Raw genomic sequence first — 16301 nt, forward strand, 5'->3', positions numbered from 1 at the left:
TCTGTCGGGACGCCGCATCGCCGTGAAGAACGTCCCGACAAGCTCGGCTCCCACAAGATTCGGGTTGCCCCGGGTTTGACTGTACGGTGCAAGTACCTGTGGGAGCGGAGCTTGCCCGCGAAGAACGATCACGCGGTCTAGCTATTTGTTCGGATCCAGGCCTTCAGCTTCCGCAGTCTCTTCAACAGCCTCGACCCGCTGCTTGCCCTTGGTCTTCAACTCACTGACGATCACCGCCGCCACGATCAACGCCGCCCCCAGCAGTGCGATCCCCGGCAACCGCTCACCGGCCAGGCGCCCGGCAATCCCCGCCCAGACCGGCTCTCCGGCATAGATCAAGGTGGCGCGGGTCGGCGAAACACTCTGCTGCGCCCAGTTCATCGCCACCTGGATCGCCGCGCTGGCGGCGCCGAGGCCGACCGCGCTGGCCAGCAGCAGCCAGGAAAACTCCGGCAACGCCTCCTGGGTCGGCACGATCATCAGAAACGCCAGGATCGACGCCGTGGCCAACTGCACCACGGTCACCCGGCGCACATCGACCTTGCCGGCATAGTTGCTGATCAGGATGATCTCGGCGGCAATCGCGATGGCGCTGATCACCGTGGCGATCTCCCCGGAGCTGAAATTCAGCTTCGCACCGTTGGGCCCGGACAACAGCATCAAACCGGTAAAGGCCAGCATGATCCCGATACTGGGCATCAGCCCCGGACGTTTGCCCAGCACCAGCCATTGCAGCAGTGGCACAAAGGGCACGTACAACGCGGTGATAAACGCCGACTGGCTGCTGGGAATGCTTTGCAGGCCGACGGTTTGCAGGCCGTAGCCGAGCATGATCGCGCTGCCGATAAAGAACCCCGCCTTCAGCTCGAAAGCGGTGATACCGCGCAGGCTGCGGGCCGAGAACAGGGCGACGATGCTCGCCGCCGCGGCAAAGCGCAGGCCGACGAAGAACATCGGGCCGCTGACGGTCATGGCGTTCTGCACCAGCAGGAAGGTGCCGCCCCAGACCATGGTGATCAGGATCAGCACGCACTCGGCCTTGCTGAACCGCAGGGTCGAGGCAAACGAGGTGTTGGAGTTCGCCGCAGTCATGGCCTTGCACACTATCCGGGTGAGACGCACAATGCGCCGAAGCTGGGCAGTATACTGCGCAAACCAACCAAGTGAGCAATATAGTGCACAAAGAAACTTCGCAACGGGCTTCGGTGCTGCAACACGTCAGCTTGAATGTGCGTCGTCTGCGCCATGCGGCTCAGTTGAGCCAGAGCGCCTTATCGGAAAAATCCGGGGTCAGCCGGCGGATGCTGGTGGCGATCGAAGCGGGGGAAAAGAATGTCAGCCTGACCACTTTGGACCGGGTGGCCGAGGCGTTGGGCGTGGCTTTCAGCGACTTGATCCAGGCGCCGGATGCCCGCGACCCGAGTCGGATCAACGAACTGGCCTGGGCCGGGGTGATTCCGGGGAGCAAGGCGGTGCTGCTGGCCAAGGCCATGGCCAGCCGCGAAGTCGAGCTCTGGGAGTGGCGCCTGGAACCGGGCGAGCGCTATGACTCGGAGCCGGATTGCGACGGCTGGAGCGAGCAGATCTACGTGTTCGAAGGCTGCCTGACGGTGATGCTCGGCGAGCAGCCGCGGCGGGTAGCGGCAGGGGAGTTCTTCATGTTTCCCAGCAACCAGCCCCATGGCTATCGCAACGATGACGAAGTGGCGACGCGTTTTATCCGCAACGTGGTGTTGTAGGGGCAAGTTTGCTTGGGATGAGGTCTGAAAGCCTTGTATTGATTGGTCGGACGTCATCGCCAGCAAGCCGGCTCCCACAAATCTCGGTTCTGTCGCAACAATATCGGTAGGCGCCAAAACCTGTAGGAGCTGGCTTGTCGGCGCGTGGCCGAGGCCGGCGGATATCCATCCAGGGGCGAGGTATCGGGACCTGGCGGCGTTGCTGGAGAAGAGCCTGCGGTCGGCCTGATATGGAGTGGGGCAAGTGCTCTTGTGGTGATTTCAGGACCCTTTCGCGGGCAAGCTCCGCTCCCACAAGGTTCGAGTTGCCCCGGCTTTAATGTACGACGCAAAAAAAAGGTGGGAGCGGAGCTTGCCCGCGAATGCAGCCCCCGCGGTGCTGATCGGCAATCAGCTACCGGGACGCCTGCCGGACTCACCGAGGCAAAGCGTGCTCGCCTTCGCCGGCCTCAGTGGCGACGGCCAGGCGCCCCGTCCGCTGGTGTTGTGGCGCGTAGCGACTGCCCCGCCGCAGTTGTGGAGCGAAGAGGACAGCCATTGGCCGGGCCTTGATGACGCGACTTTGGTCTTGCTCGACGAGCCTTCCATGGGCCTGGCGCCTATTATCGTCCAGGAAATCTACGAGATCGTCGTTCAGCTCAATCTTGAGCAGCAGGTCAGCTTCCTGATTGCCGAGCAAAACATTAATGTAGCGTTGAAGTACGCGACCCGGGCCCATGTGCTCGGCACCGGCCGGGTGGTGCTCAGCGGTACGGCGGATGAATTGCTGACCAGGGTGACTTGCACGACTGCTACCTGGGCAAGCACTGACAAGAGCGTGAAGAATGAGTGAAACCCCGAGCGAACAGGCGACAGACGCCATCCCGGCTGCCGATGTGTTGATCGTCGGCGGGGGCCTGAGCGGTGCGATGCTGGCAGTGCAGTTGCTGCGCCTGCCGGGACAGCGGCGGATCCTGATCATCGAGCCGCGTGCCGAATTGGGCCGGGGCGAGGCCTACAGCGCCACGGAACTGGGGCATACGTTGAACGGTAACGCGGCGCGAATGAGCGTCGACCCGGACAATGCCGATGACCTGACGCAGTGGTTGCAGGCTTATATCGCCGACGGTGGTTGGCCGGAGTCGGACCAGCAGCATGTGCCGGTCAGCGAGTTGTTCATGCCCCGGGGGATCTTTGGTCTTTATGTCCAGCAGCGCCTGGCTGAAGCCCGCGAGCAGGGCGCGACCTGGGGCTCGACGGCCGAGCATGTGCGGGGTGAAGTGGTCGATCTGCAAAGCGACAGTAATGGGGTGCTGCTGACATTGGCCGATGGCCGGCAACTGGAAGGTGCCAGTGCGGTGCTGGCGACCGGCATGTTCCCGGCGGCGCGCACCCGGCAGAAACAATCCAGCGGCTTGAACGCGGCGGCGGTGGACCCTTGGGATGTGGCGAGCATGTCGCGGATCGATCCGCAAGGGACGGTGCTGATCATCGGTTCCGGGCTGACCATGGTCGATGCCGTGGTTTCATTGGAACAGGCTGGGCATCGTGGGCCGATCCGGGTGATTTCCCGGCACGGGCTGTTGCCCCATGTACGGCGTCAGCCACCGACCTGGGTGGATTTCCTGGCCGCCGATCAGAGTATTCGCAGTCCACGGCAGTTGTTGCGCGAGGTGCGTCGCCAATGCATCTTCGCGTTGGAGGCCGGGATTGACTGGCAGGCGCCGCTGGACACGGTGCGGGCGCATATCGGACGGCTCTGGAGTCAGGCCAGTGATGTTCAGCGTCGGCAGTTTGTCCGACATGTGCGGCCGTGGTGGGAGAGCCATCATCACCGTTCGCCGCCGTTGAGTGCCGAGCTGGTGGAGCGTTTGTACAAGGAAGGGCGGTTGACCATCGAGGCGGCGTCGCTCAAGGGGCTGGACGAGCCACGGGACGGGCAGGTGAGTATTTCCATCCGCCCACGGGGGGAGTCGCAGACGCGTACGGTCACCGGAGCGGCCTTGATCAACTCCACGGGCATTGAATATGACTGGCGCCGGGTGGATCGCCCATTGCCGCAGCAATTACTGGCGCGGCGACTGATCCGGCCGGGGCCGCTGGCGTTGGGGATTGCGGCGGATGTCGGCGGTGCGGTGGTGGATGCCGAGGGCGCTGTCTCCACGCGGCTGTTCACCATGGGGCCACCGTTGCGCGGCATGTGGTGGGAGAGCACCGCGGTGACTGATGTTGCCAGCCAGGCGAAGGCATTGGCGGCGCGTCTGGCACGGCTGACGGCGGTGCAGAAAGACCGGGGTTGACCTAAAAATTATTAGAATTCAGGGGGTTGCCAGTGTCATTCAACTAGGACATAATGCGCGCCATCAGCTCGGACGGCAACGTCGCGAACGCTGTAGAATCAAGGAGTTGCGGCAAGCCAGTCTTGCAAGGGCGCTCGATTCGACCTGAGGCCGAGTAGCAAAATGGTTATGCAGTGGATTGCAAATCCATCTACGCCGGTTCGATTCCGACCTCGGCCTCCACTATTCAAAAGCCCCGTAAATCAACAGTTTACGGGGCTTTTTCTTTGCCTGAGATTTACAATCGCTTCCGCAACTCGGCGTCATTTGGTCGGGTTCACGATCTCGCCAACGCGGCGGTAAACCTCCCTCGTCATCTCTTCTTTCGAGTGTCCCAGCAGCCTGCTGGCGTGGCCGATGTCCTCAATCTCGCTGGCGGCTTTCGGCCGAATGTCCCTGAACTGGAATTGCCGGATAGTTGCTGCCAGCTCGTCATCACCAGAGGCTGCGGCCGTCATCGCCGCCTTTTCTCTTGCTTCATCCCACCTGTTCCGAAGCATGGGGTAGCTCATGCGCAGACCAGATTGATTTGTTATGAGGATTGAGTTTTTGATGCCAGCGAGATTCTTCCTCTCCAGAAGCCCGTCAATGAACAGGCTGAGGGCGGGTCAGGCGACCTGGACGGTCATCTCGGGCGCGTAGTCGATCCAGCCAATCTTCGGTGCTTTGGTCTTCTTGCTGATGATCGGATTGCCCTCGGCATCCGTGATCACGCATTTCGCCCTGATGCGGAGCGACCGACACTTGCAGTGTTTTTTGGTAAGCGCAACGAACTGTTCGGCGTACTGAGGGGCATCAAATGGCTGGCTGAGCTGGCGGACTTTCTCGACGCGCATGATCTTGGCGGCCTGCGCTTCGACGGCCAGATTCCACTCAGGCTTTATTTTCCGACACTGTGATAAGGAAGTGAAAATAAATCCGCCCCCGCTCTCGCCTTTGAGCATTTCCAGATGTCGATGCTTGCGCAGTAGAATGGATGGGGATTATTTGCTCATCTGATCCATCATGAGAGCAGATGGGATGAGTAAGGTGTTGGTGTAATAGGCTTTGTATCCATATGCTGTTATGCGAACTTTACAAGGTATTAATATGTTGGTTGCAATTAGTGGCTTGATCACGTTATAGCTATTCTGATCAAGTTGGGTTCCATCCAGGTTGGTGTGATAAAAGATAAGCTCTGTGATAAAGGCATAGCTAGTTTTGCTTTCGCTCTTTGCGGTTACTCTGCCCTCGGCTTTTACATTGATGGAGTGATTTGCTGAGAAGTCTAAGTCATGGTCTAGAGAACAGGTCAGCATGGGGGTTAACTGGTTCGCATTTTCGTAGATGTTGAACGCTTTCAGTAGGTTGATGTTTGAGGTGAAAGTGATTGTGTAAAGACTGTTTGGTCCGAGTTCAAAAGATGACAGCGCCAAGTCGGCTGGCGGGATGCTTGCTGTTTTTGCACAGGCAGTGCATAGAAGTATCGATGCGTAAATGAGGCTGCGAAATATGGTCATTGGCCAAAAATACCATTGATGGAATCAAATATAAGGTCGCAAGCGGACTTTGTTCCTTGAACGGGTTCTATGAACATCCAGTCTGCGGAGGCGTGATGAATATCCATTGTTTTGTTTGTTGTAGGACCGTTGGTAATTATCCAGCGCCCTCCAAATTCTGCTACGCCATCGGATGTGTCTGGCTTGCTTGAGCTTGCCCGAATATTGATCCAGGTTTCGGCAATAGGGGAGGCTTCGGACTTGTAGATGTCTGACCCCATCCACACCCAAAATCCTTCTCCTACAGGATCCAGTGTGACCAAGAATTTAATGGTGTAGCCGGCCTCTGATAATATTCTAGATAGGTGTGCTCCATTCCATCCGCCAAGGCTGTGCCCAACTATGTAAATCGGGCATAATTTACTTGGTATGTTGGCAATAAAATTGGTTTGGATACTACCAGATCCTCTCGCAGCGTTATAGCTTTTTGGCCAGCTTGTATATTTTTTCGACAAGGGCTTCATCGCGCTGATTCTTGTGTCGAGAATGTTTCTGGCGCTGTCGATGTTATGAAAGGCACCTTGAAAATAGTAGCTTTCTTGGTCTCCAGCTCCACCAATAAAAAATACAATTGCCTTCTTCTCTGCGATAGGTACCGACTTAACCGTCGTATCATGTACTGTCGTCAACGTATGCGTTGCCACCAAACTTGCTGTCTTACCACTCGGCAAAATGATTTTCTCAGCTTCCATGTTCTTAATCTTCCAAAAATAGTTTGACGCTTTCAGCCAGATGCGAGCTCACTACATGGGTGTAGCCCAACGCATCACTGACCCCATGTTCAATGCTGCCGTCGGCGCGCTGAATACCGTAGGCATGGTTTGGCATGGATTCACCCGTAGCTTCGTCGACCAGTTTTATCTTGTCGCTGAAGTGTACTGGCATTGGCAACAGGCCGCTGAAGGGGGCTGGCACGAAGGCGTCACCGATAATGATAGTGCTTGCGCCTGCCGTCACCGTATTGCCATGGGCACCGATGCTGTCGACGGTGGCGGCATTGAAGCCATTGATAAATACGGTTGAAGAGACACCGCCGGTAATCGCGCTTCCACACGCCGAGGTGTCATTCAGACGGGCAGCACCCAGGCCTTCGAAGATCACATCGGATGAGCCGCTTACCAGCGAATTGGTGCCGTGACCCGAAACTGGGCACACGGTGGGGTCGGTGATGCGCGCAGCAGGTTTGCCACTCATGGGAAGGTCCTTCTCAAGTGTTCAAAGGGGGTAGTAGAGCTCAATGGGGGCATCTGAAAATCGCCAGCATTCATCCACAGGGTTGTACATGGCTCGGTGGTTTTCTTGGGGCGGACGGCAGACCTTGAATGCTTGCCAGGCGAGCTCGGTGCAGTCATCCATGGCGTGAGCGGAATAATCATCAAGCTGGTTGAGCCAGGCGTTGTAATTGGGCATGTCAACGCTGCGGTAGGCATCAAGCAGTGTCTGCGCGACTTCCTCACCCCAATGCAGGAATCGCCCAGGTGCCCACGGGCCGGTCTGGGCATAGACAAACCAGCCCAGGCTCGACAAGTCACCATTTACCAACCGTAACGTGCCGCGCTGTGAGGTAAAACCACAGGTGATGTGGACGGTCAGCCAGCCCTGGTGTTGTTGGATAAATCCAGTGGGATCGAATTGTGCCAGCGGTATGACACGAAAGTCCGTGTCAGGTATTGACCTGGCGACCAACTCAGCGTCGAGCCTTGAAACGAAGGCTCGAATTGCCTTCCCTTCGCCGGACTCCGCGCAAAGAATTTCAACCGGCGTGCTCGCAGGCGTGTCGCTGAATCCGACGATGCGAACCAGTCCATAAAGACGCAATGAGGTTTTCAGGCCGCTGGGATGAAGCAAGGTATCGGGTGTGCAGGCGCAGGGGATAGGCACGTCCATGGCTGAAGATCGCATCAAATTTTACGGTCCTTGTAAATTTGCGTCGCGGAGAGTGCCCTAAGTAGAAGCCGGGCTCAACAATCTTTACAGCGTTTTGGCTGGCATCCGGTCAATGACCGCCGATTACGTGGGCCATACCGCCCTGGCGTTACAGCTCTGCGTGGAGCATCTGGCGTGGATGACCCATTCGCGACGCAAGTTCATCTGTGTTGGTGAGGGGAGGTTTGATTTGTGTTCGTTCGGCAGGACGCCGGAGGAGGGGCGGAATCAGTTCCGCCTCCGCCGCTGGGCATCCCTAAAATCATAAGCGCACCTGTTGAAAGGCGACGGGGTAGTGGCCTTTTGCTAAAGTCGGTTTTTTTATGGATGAAATCAGATGAAACGGATGTTGCTCGTTGGGCTGGTGGCTGTGCTGTTGGCGGGTTGTGGGGACCCCAGGCTCGATGCCACAACGGAGGCGACGTTGCAGGAGTCCACGAAAAAAGTGGCTGAAAAGCTTTCTCCCGAGGAAAAGAAGCAGTTCGCGGCCGACCTGATGCTGATTACCTTGAGCAAAATAGATCTTGTGAACAAGTCGGCGGACGTCATGCAGCAGGAGATCGATTCGAGCATGAACGGCAAGACCGCGGCCGAATTGCACGCATTGGCCAACAACATTCGTGTTGAAAGGGAGAAAAAACAAAAGGAGTAGGCCTGGCTGGAGATCAAGGCGCTGCAGGGCACGGGTGCCACTGCCAGGCAATGCGTGAAAATAAACTTTTTCGAACCTGGGGGATCAACAGTACAAGGGGGAGACTTAAATCGGGATGCCACCGTTATATGGCATAGCTCTCAGTGGTGGCATCCATGCATGGGTTCTGTACGAGCCCGGGAGTCGTCATCATGAAAACCTTGCGCTTACTTGCGGTATCGGCAGCCGTCATGGCTGCGTTGACCGGCCTGTCTGCCACGGCAAGGCAGGCGGTCAGTAACGAGCCGATAGACCCCTCCGCGGTGCAGTTGGAACAACAACAGCAAAACGGAATCGCCTACCTGTCCGGCGGTATCGGTCTCGATGAAACGAGGGCCATTCAGCAGGCCAAGGGATACAACCTGCATATGACCTTCTCCACCGGTCCGGGCAATGAATATGTGCCGGATATCAACGTGACGATCCAGAACATGCAAGGGCATGCGCTGCTGAGGCTGAATGAGGTCGGCCCTATCGTTTACGCTGAATTGTCACCCGGAAAGTATGTCATCGTCGCTACTCGTAATGGGCAGGAGCAACGAAGTACCGTTGAGCTCAAAGGCGGAGCTGTTCGTGATCTGAATCTCCACTGGAGCGATGCGACATAATCGCTGATGCCAGGAGGTCATTGGTACTTCTTCAAGCGTTATAGCTCGCAAAAAAGCCCAGCCCGAGGCTGCAATGCAGCCCCGGGCTGGGCTTTGTGGGTTTTGGGATTCGTCTGGCTTGGCGAATACTCGTTTTCGGCCCAAAGCCGCCGGACAGGAGCGCGCACGTCCGCCCAGATAGGCCTTCCTGACTCCTTCCTGGGAAGTCCTGCTACCGACTTGCACCTACGTCCTGGTGACCAGCAGGTATCTCATATTGAATGAGGATCGCATTGGCCAGCTCGTCGTCACTCGCCTTGAGGCCAGGGTGGTCATATCGAATCTGATCCAGCTCTGACTCCAGATAGGCACCGCGAATCGCTCCTCCACTGGCGATGAAGCTGGAGGCGTCATCGCGGACAGGGGTCGTGATCTTGTGGTCCCGCAACGTGGAGTAAAGCGACACGGAAATCCCTGCTGAGGTAGCAACATCGCCCGCATCTATATCGGGTCTGTGAGCCATGGCCGAGCCAAAGGGCAGACAAAGCGTTAGTAACGGGATGAGGAATATACGGCGCATGGCGTGTCCTCCAAAACTACGAAGCCTAAATGGCCTGCCATATACTTTTGGACGGGCGGTGCCAGCTAGGAGTTCCCTGAGGATGAAAGGGGACGGGTGAAAGGGAAGGTTTATTTTTCCGTCATTGTGATAAGGACGTGAACGTAAATCAGCCGCCATTTTCCGCATTTTCTGGGCCATGGTAAGGTGGCGTCCACTTTCAATACCGCCCCTGTGAGCATCTGGTTTCGATGATCTTCGGTCCTGATCCGTCCGTCATTCTGTTGATTTTCCTACTGGTATTGCTGGCCGCGCTGAGCGGTATCGGGTTGCTGTGGGTCCTGGCTGCCTTGCTGTTCGCGCCGACGCGCCGTCATCTGCGGCGCAATCCTCGGCGTTATGCGTGCTTGATCGCGGTGGCCCTGATGTTTGTCGGGCTGGGCGGAGTGATGTGGCGGGACTTCCAGCGTATCGATGATGAGCAGCAGGCCCGGCAACAGGCGCTGAACCCTCGACTGCAGGCGGATCTGCACCTGGGCGAGCTGGATTTTCCAGCGGGCAGTCAGGCCCATATCGGTACCTTGGAACCCCAGAGTTGGGACGGAAAGCCCCAGGCACACGGTCTTGAAAGCTTGAAGTCCATTGAGCTGCCCGCATCCCTAGAGGTTCTGGGATTGCCAGTGGTGGCGATCGATTTTGCGCCGGACTATGACAACTCCCGTGTCCACCTGGAGCAAGACCACTTCGTGCAAGGCTGGCACTGTGTCGCTGGCAGTTGGGTGAACTTCAAGCGGGAAATGGAGGACCTGTACCGGCCAAGCCGCTGGCATTTTTTCGGATGCGACCTGGTTCCAGGCGTGAGTATCGCTGGTGTGAGCTGGCCGGTGGGCACGGTGCTGCATGGCGCCGGTTCGGGCTGGATGCTGAGGGCCGAGGACGCGGACAACCTGGACATTGCCCTCGATGGACTTCAATTGGCCGCCTTGCGCATGACCCTCGATCCACAGCTTCGGCCCGAGCGTTGGGAGGGGCAGTTGGCGCAGCCCGCCACGCTCGGGGACTGGCGTTATCCGAAGGGGACGCGAGTACGGGGAGATGCCCGTGGGGCCTGGCTGTTCAGCCCTTCCGGTGAACAGGACGCGGTCAATCTGCGCACGGGTGAACAAGTCGCCCAGGGCCGCTCTCTCCTCCAGCGGCGCGGCGCTGAGGCTTCGGTGAGCATCAAGGCCAACAGTGAGGTCGGGGTGATCGACTGGTTGGTGATTACCCCGCAGTGACACTGCCGGGCAGCCATGTGGATCAAGCGGTTGTGGTGCTGCGGCCTGCGCTGACCCGGTTAAAATATCCTGGCACCAATAAAACATTTGGTCCCTCGTGGCGGCGGCGCGGGTACGTGGTCCTGAAGCCTGGCGCGCCGGACTCGTTCATTCTGAACGATCCCGTTGCGGCGAAAGTGTGCAAAGCGAGTTAATCGGGTTTTGCCCGGGGTGCTTTGGGAGTGCTGTCCATCGCCCTGCTGTAGCGCACACCGGCCCTGACGCTCCAGACCCTGTGTAACCTCTTTGGATCGAGGTAATTCCGCTTATGGGGACTTCATTGATCTGGCCGCTGTAGGTCGTCGATTCAAGAAAAGCTTTTCCGGCCTGAGTGTCTGCATTCCTCAGTTTTCCTGTATGCATTGGGGCGACATGGCTCCAGGAAATTGCCCCAGATGCGAAGGTATTCACCCGTAGGCATAGTGTTAAGTTCTTCAGAAAAGTTGCTCATTCTGGTTCCCTCAGAAAGTGATGAGCATTAACTACTGCCTGAAAAATATAACCGCTCAGTTATATGTCATTAGATTTTTTGATATTTTTCATATAGCGTTTTATTTTAGATAGGTGCTGATTTACGCTAGGCACCTCACCTCTCAGGTGCCGTTGTCGATAGTCAGTGCAGTGACAACGGCGCCAGTACCGCGAAGAGCCTGCGTGCAGATTAAACGTGAGTCACGGACAGCCGGCTGATAATGCAAATCGAGCCATCGGTGGTGGGCGTGGCATCCGTATAGTCAATCTGATTGTAAATGCCGCCATGGAAATCAAAGGATTTGAACAGCCAGGAGCTTCCCAATTGAAGCGTTGGAGAGGAGGCGGCCTGAGCGCCGATGCTGGCGTTTACGACAACAGCGCCAGCAGACGTGCTATGGATGCTCACCTTGAACTTCGCGCCTAACGCAACGTTACCCAGCAGAAATACAGGTGTGGGATCGGCCCCGTTGAAGTCCTTTCGAAACGCATAAGTCAGCGAACCTTTCTCCCAGAACACCTTGATTGCCGGGTCTACATCGTCCTGAACGTGCATCTGTGAAACCACTACCTTCTGGGCTGAATTTACCTTCACCAGTGTCATCTCTTGCCGGTTCCAATGGTGGACGGCGCTAAGCAGGGTCCAGTAAATCGACTCTTTCCATTCGCAGCGCGTTCGATGTGTGCTTTTGCTCGATGCGCCCTTGGTGGGGGCCGTGAGCTGAATAGATCCATCGGGCAGCCGGATGATTACGGTAGGGCACTCTTCCAGAGCCTTGGTGCCGTTCAACTCAAGTGCTACCGGGTTGGTAGCGGATGTCGGCAACGGGGTGGCAATGTCGAAGTGACTGATATCTACAGTCATGATTGTCGTCCTTGTCATGGGGAGTGAAGAGGGTAGCGTCCTGCTGAAGAGCGATTATAGACCACAGTTTTGTCCGCATCAGAGTTGGTTGAGAGGCGGCGTAGAGCCTCTCAACCTCCTTGATTCTCACCGCGTCCAAGCGGCCAGCCTTTGGGATCAACTTGAAGGTTTTGAAAAGATATTTACCAGGTTTTCATCTGGGTCACGGAGCAGGAGGGAGGTATTGCCCCATGGCATTACCGTTATTGGCATCACAATGTCCGCGCCACTGATCCGAAGTTGCACGGCCTCGACATCATCTACTTGAAATTCAAGGATTGCCGAGCGATTGTTGGCTGCGACGGCCAATCCATCATTATGAAGGCGGATCAAACGTTCATCGCTTATCGCCAGGACTACTCCGTCGAAGTGAATTTCGGCGAATCCATCAGCCAGATGCCTGGGCTCGAGGGTCGAGAGATTTTGATAAAATTGGACGAGTTGTTCAAATTGATGGGTTACGAGGCGAACAGACGAGAACTTCATGATTTGACCTGGCAGAAATGAGAGGCCTCACTCTACGTCAGGCCTCTGTCAGTTTCTGACAGTAGCGTTTTGCCAAAAAACAGAAAAGCAGCGAGTAGTTGAATGTCAACCCTCAAAGGTTGCGCGCTCAATTTTATAGAAAAGGTTTTCTTGCGGGCCTATAGTTAGCTGTTTTATTAATTTATGGGAGAGCTTCCCACCGATCTTCTCCATTGCCCGCTGCGAGCGAATATTTTGACTGGCGACGTGGAACCAGACGGTGTCGACCCACTGAAAGGCATGCTTGAGCATCAGGTGTTTAAGTTCTCCATTGGCACGGCCTCCCCATTTTTCCCTGAGGTTTGGATGGCTCGCTTGCAGATCAGCTCCTTCCGATATAGGGGGCTGACAAGGGCTCAGTCAAAGCGCCAATGCGTTGAGCACATGTACAGGATCGTTGTGAATGGCCCTCAAAAGTGCCTTGGCTGGACCAGTGGGCTCACGTCGGCCTTGCTCCCAGTTACGTAGGGTACCCAACTGAACATCGATCATCGCGGCGAACTTGGCCTGACTCAGTCCGGTAGCCTTGCGAATCTCTTTGATCTGCAAGGCGTCGACAGTAAATTCACGGGAGGGCTGACGCTCACCACGCACGATTTCGTCCATTTGCTGCACGCTTTCCATCAGCTCATCAAAGAATTTGCTCATGGTCATCTCCATTGTTCAATGACTGCTTTCAACGCCTTGCGTTCGTCGACGGTCAGGTCTTGCTGCTCATTCTTGGGGTAGATCATCAGCATTGCTATCTGTGATGCTGAGACAAAGTGGTAGTAGATCACTCGAGCACCGCCCCTTTTACCATGGCCTTTGGCAGCCACGCGGATTTTCCTGATTTCCGGTTAGGCAGTAGCGCTGTTCAGAGCTCTTGCTTACTGCAGGCCTAGGTACGAAAAAGTGCTTCGTCCCGCCTGCCGCTCATTGATGGTCAGGTAGCTTTGGTTAGCCTGATCCAGGCGGTTTCTTGTTCCTAAGGTGCAGCTCAGCAGTTGCCCCATTAACACGGGAATAACCTTCTAAAAAAACTGATATTTCCCACGCGTTTCAGGCATGGGAGAATATTGCGTGCGCCAAACGTCAGGGCTACTGTTCAAGTGTCGCTGCCAATTCAGCGATACGGGTTTTGCAGCCCGGAATAACAGAGTTCCTTTTCGTAACCGAGGAGCTTTATCGTGACCAAAAAAATCACTCCCGATTCGTCTGCGGTCCGCAGCGCGCTCAGCACCACCGACAAAGACATCTACTTGCGTAAGATCTCTGATGTTCCTTCCAACGGAACAGAGGAGGCCTCGGCAGACACGTCCCGTTTGCTCGATACCCTCGCGTTCACCTGCTCCAAACCCGTCACTCCCGAAGCCCCCTACAAACCCACACTGTTTGCCATCCAACCTGGTATCAATGCCCAGGACGCCCTGACCTACGTTTCCAATCTGCTCGAAACAGCGGAACTCAATGGCGATGAAATCAGCCTGCACACCAACCCCGTCGAACGGGCGTTGTTCTGGGGCATGCTGCATTCTGTGGAGGTGGCGCGGGCGGTGGTGGATGCCCTGCTTGCGGGAGCGTCCCTGTCTGATCAGCTAGCGTCAGCCGTGGACAGTCATCTGATGGATTGAGATGCTATAGGTTGTAGCTGATGCTCTGATCAGCAGGCTGGGCGGCTAGGAAAGAGGGGCGGGCTCAAAGAACGTGACCGAAAGGATTCGCCCCTTTTCCACAGACGCCCGTGTTGTGGCCCAGTTGCAGGCTGTCAAATACAACGGAAGTTACCCATTTTTTTCAGGAGCACGCCATGAGCAGCACGCAAGCCAATGGTTCTTTTGACATTAAGCTGAACCCCGAACCCCTCAGCGATATTGCCGTGGGGACAGGTCTTGGGCGCATGTCCCTCGACAAGGAATTTCACGGTGACCTGGTGGCTACCAGCCAAGGTGAAATGCTTTCTTTCCGTAGCGCTGTACAGGGCTCTGCAGGCTACGTGGCGATGGAAACGGTCACCGGCACGCTTCATGGTCGTCAGGGCAGCTTTGTATTGCAACACAGCTCCACCATGACTCGCGGCGTGCCAGAACAATCCATCAGTGTTGTGCCAGATTCCGCTACTGGGGATCTCGTGGGGCTTGCCGGTCGCCTGGTGATCACCATCGTTGAGGGTCAGCATTCCTACCAGTTTGACTACTCACTGTCCTGACATCAGCCGGGAGAGGCGAGGGTGGTCGTGCTTCTCCCTCATGCTTCACGGATAGCTGACCGCCTGCACCCAGTTCGCGCCCTTGCCGGACGGTGCGCTTGCATTGCGCGTGAGCGTGCCGTGTAGCGGATCGATGGCGTACACCCCCACTTCAGGGCTTTTCTCTCCGGTAACCAGCAGCCATTTTCCCGATGGGTCGACGGTGATTCCCCGTGGTTGCTGTTCGACCTTGATGTTCTGCAGGAAGCTCAGCTTGCCGCTTTTACCGTCTACCGAAAAGGCACTGACCGTGCTGCCGGTGCGTTCCGAGGTGTAGAGGAAGCGCCCGTTGGGGGTGAGCTTGATGTCGGCCGCCCAGATCAAGTTGGCCGCCAGCGGCGGTGGGGTCGGTTGACCAGGCTTGATCATCGGCCGCACGACGCCGCGGACCAACCCCGAGTCGGCGGGGATTGCATTGACCTCAGAGCGCGCGCTCAGGCGTCCGCTCTTCGGGTCGACGGAAAAGGTGGTGACGGTGCCGGCCATCTCGCTGAGCAGGTAGAGGAAGCGGTTGTCAGAGGACATCACCGGGTGGCGCGGGCCACTGCCCTTGGGCATGTCGATATGGCCCAGTGGCGTGAGCTTGCCGCTGACAGCGTCGAATTTGAACTCCAGGTACTGATCGGAACCCAGGTTGGCGGCGTACACGAAGCGATTGGTCTTATCGACAATGATCGAGTGGGCGTTCGGGCCGGTCTTGATAACTTGTCGTACATCATCGGTCACGACACCCTTGGCATCGATCGCATTGACACTGATCAGGTCCTCGCCGTACGACGCACCGAACAGGTAGTGACCGGCCTTGTCCGTGGAGATGTAGGCCAGGCTGTCGGCAACGTTGGCGTTTTTCAGGTGCTTGAGGGCTCCATTGGCGGGGTTGATGCTGAAGGTCGCCACCGAATAGGGTTTGGCGCGGATGGACGCATAGAGCTTGCTGTGGTCGGTACTCAGCGCCAGGGGCATGACGCCCGCTCCGGCTTCGGTGGTGGCCAGAGGCTGCAATTGCCCCTTTGCCGACAGTTCATAACTGCTGAGCGTACCGTCGTTGGCGTTGGAAACGTAGACGTAGGTATTGGCCCAGGTCAGTGGGGCGGTCGCCAACAGTGCGGCGCTGACGAAGCCTTGCAGGATCTTGACTCGATTCATTCGAAGGGTGCTCTTTTATTGTTGTTTTGATTGTCTGTTGTCGTACAACTAGGCTTGATTGTTAGTCGGTCATGCTTCCCTTGTCAATCCTCGGCTGTAGGCGGTTTACAAAGGGGGGGCAAACCGCCAGCACGTTGAGCGCCTGCGCGGGATCGATGTCTGTAACAACTCCGGCTCCGGTTACCACGCCGATCCTGCCCAGGACCGCCTGCCGCATCTGCACTTTTGGGAGCGGGGGCTGGTCATTCCGTTGCAGCCAGAACGCGGTGGGCTGGGATGGGCGGGTACCTGAGCCCTTCAGGTGGAAAGGGATACACCCCAGCGCTTTCGGCCAGACAGCAAAAAGCCCGCGTG

The 16301-nt window shown here is 56.9% G+C and carries 19 protein-coding genes, 1 tRNA gene and 4 pseudogenes; 9 read left to right on the forward strand and 15 right to left on the reverse strand.

Features of this window, described 5'->3' with window-relative positions; translation table 11 throughout:
- Positions 1-141: 141 nt before the first annotated feature.
- Positions 142-1181: pseudogene (locus M5B99_RS28680) on the reverse strand (DMT family transporter).
- On the opposite strand from M5B99_RS28680, the gene M5B99_RS28685 reads away from it, so the two are divergent.
- The 4 genes and pseudogenes from M5B99_RS28685 (at position 1176) to M5B99_RS28700 (ending at position 4240) form a co-directional block, all read left to right on the forward strand.
- Positions 1176-1739: a helix-turn-helix domain-containing protein gene (locus M5B99_RS28685; protein ID WP_248798202.1), complete on the forward strand. Its 564-nt coding sequence runs from the start codon at positions 1176-1178 to the stop codon at positions 1737-1739. The pseudogene M5B99_RS28680 and the gene M5B99_RS28685 overlap by 6 nt on opposite strands.
- A gap of 533 nt (positions 1740-2272) precedes the next feature.
- Positions 2273-2549: pseudogene (locus M5B99_RS28690) on the forward strand (ABC transporter ATP-binding protein); the annotation flags it as partial.
- Between the two features lie 14 nt (positions 2550-2563).
- Positions 2564-4018 (forward strand): FAD/NAD(P)-binding protein, encoded by a 1455-nt coding sequence (locus M5B99_RS28695; RefSeq protein ID WP_248807308.1) that lies wholly within the window; start codon positions 2564-2566, stop codon positions 4016-4018.
- A gap of 148 nt (positions 4019-4166) precedes the next feature.
- Positions 4167-4240: transfer RNA gene (locus tag M5B99_RS28700), tRNA-Cys, on the forward strand.
- A gap of 80 nt (positions 4241-4320) precedes the next feature.
- On the opposite strand, the pseudogene M5B99_RS28705 reads toward M5B99_RS28700, so the two are convergent.
- The 6 genes and pseudogenes from M5B99_RS28705 to M5B99_RS28730 all read right to left on the reverse strand — a co-directional run.
- Positions 4321-4659: pseudogene (locus M5B99_RS28705) on the reverse strand (integrase); the annotation flags it as partial.
- A 6-nt stretch (positions 4660-4665) separates the two neighbouring features.
- Entirely contained in the window at positions 4666-5001 is a 336-nt protein-coding gene (locus M5B99_RS28710) for a hypothetical protein (protein ID WP_248807309.1), read from the reverse strand.
- Positions 5002-5040: 39 nt separating this feature from the next.
- Complete coding sequence (locus tag M5B99_RS28715; RefSeq protein WP_248807310.1) at positions 5041-5556, reverse strand: hypothetical protein; 516 nt, start codon at positions 5554-5556, stop codon at positions 5041-5043.
- Positions 5553-6287 carry an alpha/beta hydrolase gene (locus M5B99_RS28720; protein WP_248807311.1) on the reverse strand — a complete coding sequence of 245 codons (735 nt, stop codon included), beginning with the start codon at positions 6285-6287 and terminating at the stop codon, positions 5553-5555. Before M5B99_RS28720 ends, M5B99_RS28715 begins: the two co-directional genes overlap by 4 nt.
- Positions 6288-6291: 4 nt before the next feature.
- Positions 6292-6789: a PAAR domain-containing protein gene (locus M5B99_RS28725; protein ID WP_248807312.1), complete on the reverse strand. Its 498-nt coding sequence runs from the start codon at positions 6787-6789 to the stop codon at positions 6292-6294.
- A 21-nt stretch (positions 6790-6810) separates the two neighbouring features.
- Positions 6811-7482 carry a hypothetical protein gene (locus M5B99_RS28730; RefSeq protein ID WP_248807313.1) on the reverse strand — a complete coding sequence of 224 codons (672 nt, stop codon included), beginning with the start codon at positions 7480-7482 and terminating at the stop codon, positions 6811-6813.
- A gap of 376 nt (positions 7483-7858) precedes the next feature.
- Between M5B99_RS28730 and M5B99_RS28735 the strand changes: the two genes are divergently transcribed.
- Both M5B99_RS28735 and M5B99_RS28740 read left to right on the forward strand, forming a co-directional pair.
- Positions 7859-8173: a DUF6694 family lipoprotein gene (locus tag M5B99_RS28735; protein ID WP_248798191.1), complete on the forward strand. Its 315-nt coding sequence runs from the start codon at positions 7859-7861 to the stop codon at positions 8171-8173.
- 191 nt (positions 8174-8364) lie between these two features.
- On the forward strand, positions 8365-8820 hold the full coding sequence (locus tag M5B99_RS28740) for a carboxypeptidase regulatory-like domain-containing protein (RefSeq protein ID WP_412548767.1): 456 nt from the start codon (positions 8365-8367) through the stop codon (positions 8818-8820).
- Between the two features lie 211 nt (positions 8821-9031).
- Here M5B99_RS28740 and M5B99_RS28745 read toward each other — a convergent pair whose 3' ends face one another.
- Positions 9032-9379 (reverse strand): DUF2388 domain-containing protein, encoded by a 348-nt coding sequence (locus M5B99_RS28745; RefSeq protein WP_248807322.1) that lies wholly within the window; start codon positions 9377-9379, stop codon positions 9032-9034.
- Between the two features lie 230 nt (positions 9380-9609).
- Here M5B99_RS28745 and M5B99_RS28750 point away from each other — a divergent pair, with 230 nt between their 5' ends.
- Positions 9610-10635, forward strand: a complete 1026-nt coding sequence (locus M5B99_RS28750) for a hypothetical protein (protein WP_248807314.1) — start codon at positions 9610-9612, stop codon at positions 10633-10635.
- A 700-nt stretch (positions 10636-11335) separates the two neighbouring features.
- Here M5B99_RS28750 and M5B99_RS28755 read toward each other — a convergent pair.
- The 5 genes and pseudogenes from M5B99_RS28755 to M5B99_RS28775 form a co-directional block, all read right to left on the reverse strand.
- Positions 11336-12010, reverse strand: coding sequence for a polysaccharide lyase family 7 protein (locus M5B99_RS28755; RefSeq protein ID WP_248807315.1), 675 nt, complete (start codon positions 12008-12010; stop codon positions 11336-11338).
- 156 nt (positions 12011-12166) lie between these two features.
- On the reverse strand, positions 12167-12535 hold the full coding sequence (locus M5B99_RS28760; protein ID WP_248807316.1) for a VOC family protein: 369 nt from the start codon (positions 12533-12535) through the stop codon (positions 12167-12169).
- A gap of 105 nt (positions 12536-12640) precedes the next feature.
- Complete coding sequence (locus M5B99_RS28765) at positions 12641-12826, reverse strand: GNAT family N-acetyltransferase (protein WP_248807317.1); 186 nt, start codon at positions 12824-12826, stop codon at positions 12641-12643.
- A gap of 108 nt (positions 12827-12934) precedes the next feature.
- Positions 12935-13222, reverse strand: coding sequence for a helix-turn-helix domain-containing protein (locus M5B99_RS28770; RefSeq protein WP_248798184.1), 288 nt, complete (start codon positions 13220-13222; stop codon positions 12935-12937).
- A 2-nt stretch (positions 13223-13224) separates the two neighbouring features.
- Positions 13225-13407, reverse strand: a pseudogene (locus M5B99_RS28775) (type II toxin-antitoxin system RelE/ParE family toxin); the annotation flags it as partial.
- Positions 13408-13815: 408 nt separating this feature from the next.
- Between M5B99_RS28775 and M5B99_RS28780 the strand changes: the two are divergent.
- The gene (locus M5B99_RS28780) at positions 13816-14187 is read left to right on the forward strand and encodes a hypothetical protein (RefSeq protein ID WP_263860666.1); all 372 of its coding nucleotides are present in this window, start codon (positions 13816-13818) and stop codon (positions 14185-14187) included.
- A 176-nt stretch (positions 14188-14363) separates the two neighbouring features.
- On the forward strand, positions 14364-14762 hold the full coding sequence (locus M5B99_RS28785) for a DUF3224 domain-containing protein (protein ID WP_248807318.1): 399 nt from the start codon (positions 14364-14366) through the stop codon (positions 14760-14762).
- Between the two features lie 45 nt (positions 14763-14807).
- On the opposite strand, the gene M5B99_RS28790 is transcribed toward M5B99_RS28785, so the two are convergent.
- Both M5B99_RS28790 and M5B99_RS28795 read right to left on the reverse strand, forming a co-directional pair.
- Positions 14808-15947, reverse strand: a complete 1140-nt coding sequence (locus tag M5B99_RS28790; RefSeq protein ID WP_248807319.1) for a lactonase family protein — start codon at positions 15945-15947, stop codon at positions 14808-14810.
- Between the two features lie 61 nt (positions 15948-16008).
- The coding region (locus M5B99_RS28795) for a hypothetical protein (RefSeq protein ID WP_248807320.1) at positions 16009-16301 on the reverse strand (293 nt) is incomplete at its 5' end.

The organism is Pseudomonas sp. MWU13-2100 (assembly GCF_023242365.1).
Lineage (GTDB): Bacteria > Pseudomonadota > Gammaproteobacteria > Pseudomonadales > Pseudomonadaceae > Aquipseudomonas.

Bases quoted from the DNA above. Each gene is read 5' to 3' on its own strand.
- M5B99_RS28695 (WP_248807308.1), top strand. From the start codon at position 2,564: ATGAGTGAAACCCCGAGCGAACAGGCGACAGACGCCATCCCGGCTGCC.
- M5B99_RS28710 (WP_248807309.1), bottom strand. From the start codon at position 5,001: ATGCTCAAAGGCGAGAGCGGGGGCGGATTTATTTTCACTTCCTTATCA.
- M5B99_RS28715 (WP_248807310.1), bottom strand. From the start codon at position 5,556: ATGACCATATTTCGCAGCCTCATTTACGCATCGATACTTCTATGCACT.
- M5B99_RS28720 (WP_248807311.1), bottom strand. From the start codon at position 6,287: ATGGAAGCTGAGAAAATCATTTTGCCGAGTGGTAAGACAGCAAGTTTG.
- M5B99_RS28725 (WP_248807312.1), bottom strand. From the start codon at position 6,789: ATGAGTGGCAAACCTGCTGCGCGCATCACCGACCCCACCGTGTGCCCA.
- M5B99_RS28730 (WP_248807313.1), bottom strand. From the start codon at position 7,482: ATGGACGTGCCTATCCCCTGCGCCTGCACACCCGATACCTTGCTTCAT.
- M5B99_RS28735 (WP_248798191.1), top strand. From the start codon at position 7,859: ATGAAACGGATGTTGCTCGTTGGGCTGGTGGCTGTGCTGTTGGCGGGT.
- M5B99_RS28740 (WP_412548767.1), top strand. From the start codon at position 8,365: ATGAAAACCTTGCGCTTACTTGCGGTATCGGCAGCCGTCATGGCTGCG.
- M5B99_RS28745 (WP_248807322.1), bottom strand. From the start codon at position 9,379: ATGCGCCGTATATTCCTCATCCCGTTACTAACGCTTTGTCTGCCCTTT.
- M5B99_RS28750 (WP_248807314.1), top strand. From the start codon at position 9,610: ATGATCTTCGGTCCTGATCCGTCCGTCATTCTGTTGATTTTCCTACTG.
- M5B99_RS28755 (WP_248807315.1), bottom strand. From the start codon at position 12,010: ATGACTGTAGATATCAGTCACTTCGACATTGCCACCCCGTTGCCGACA.
- M5B99_RS28760 (WP_248807316.1), bottom strand. From the start codon at position 12,535: ATGAAGTTCTCGTCTGTTCGCCTCGTAACCCATCAATTTGAACAACTC.
- M5B99_RS28765 (WP_248807317.1), bottom strand. From the start codon at position 12,826: ATGCTCAAGCATGCCTTTCAGTGGGTCGACACCGTCTGGTTCCACGTC.
- M5B99_RS28770 (WP_248798184.1), bottom strand. From the start codon at position 13,222: ATGAGCAAATTCTTTGATGAGCTGATGGAAAGCGTGCAGCAAATGGAC.
- M5B99_RS28785 (WP_248807318.1), top strand. From the start codon at position 14,364: ATGAGCAGCACGCAAGCCAATGGTTCTTTTGACATTAAGCTGAACCCC.
- M5B99_RS28790 (WP_248807319.1), bottom strand. From the start codon at position 15,947: ATGAATCGAGTCAAGATCCTGCAAGGCTTCGTCAGCGCCGCACTGTTG.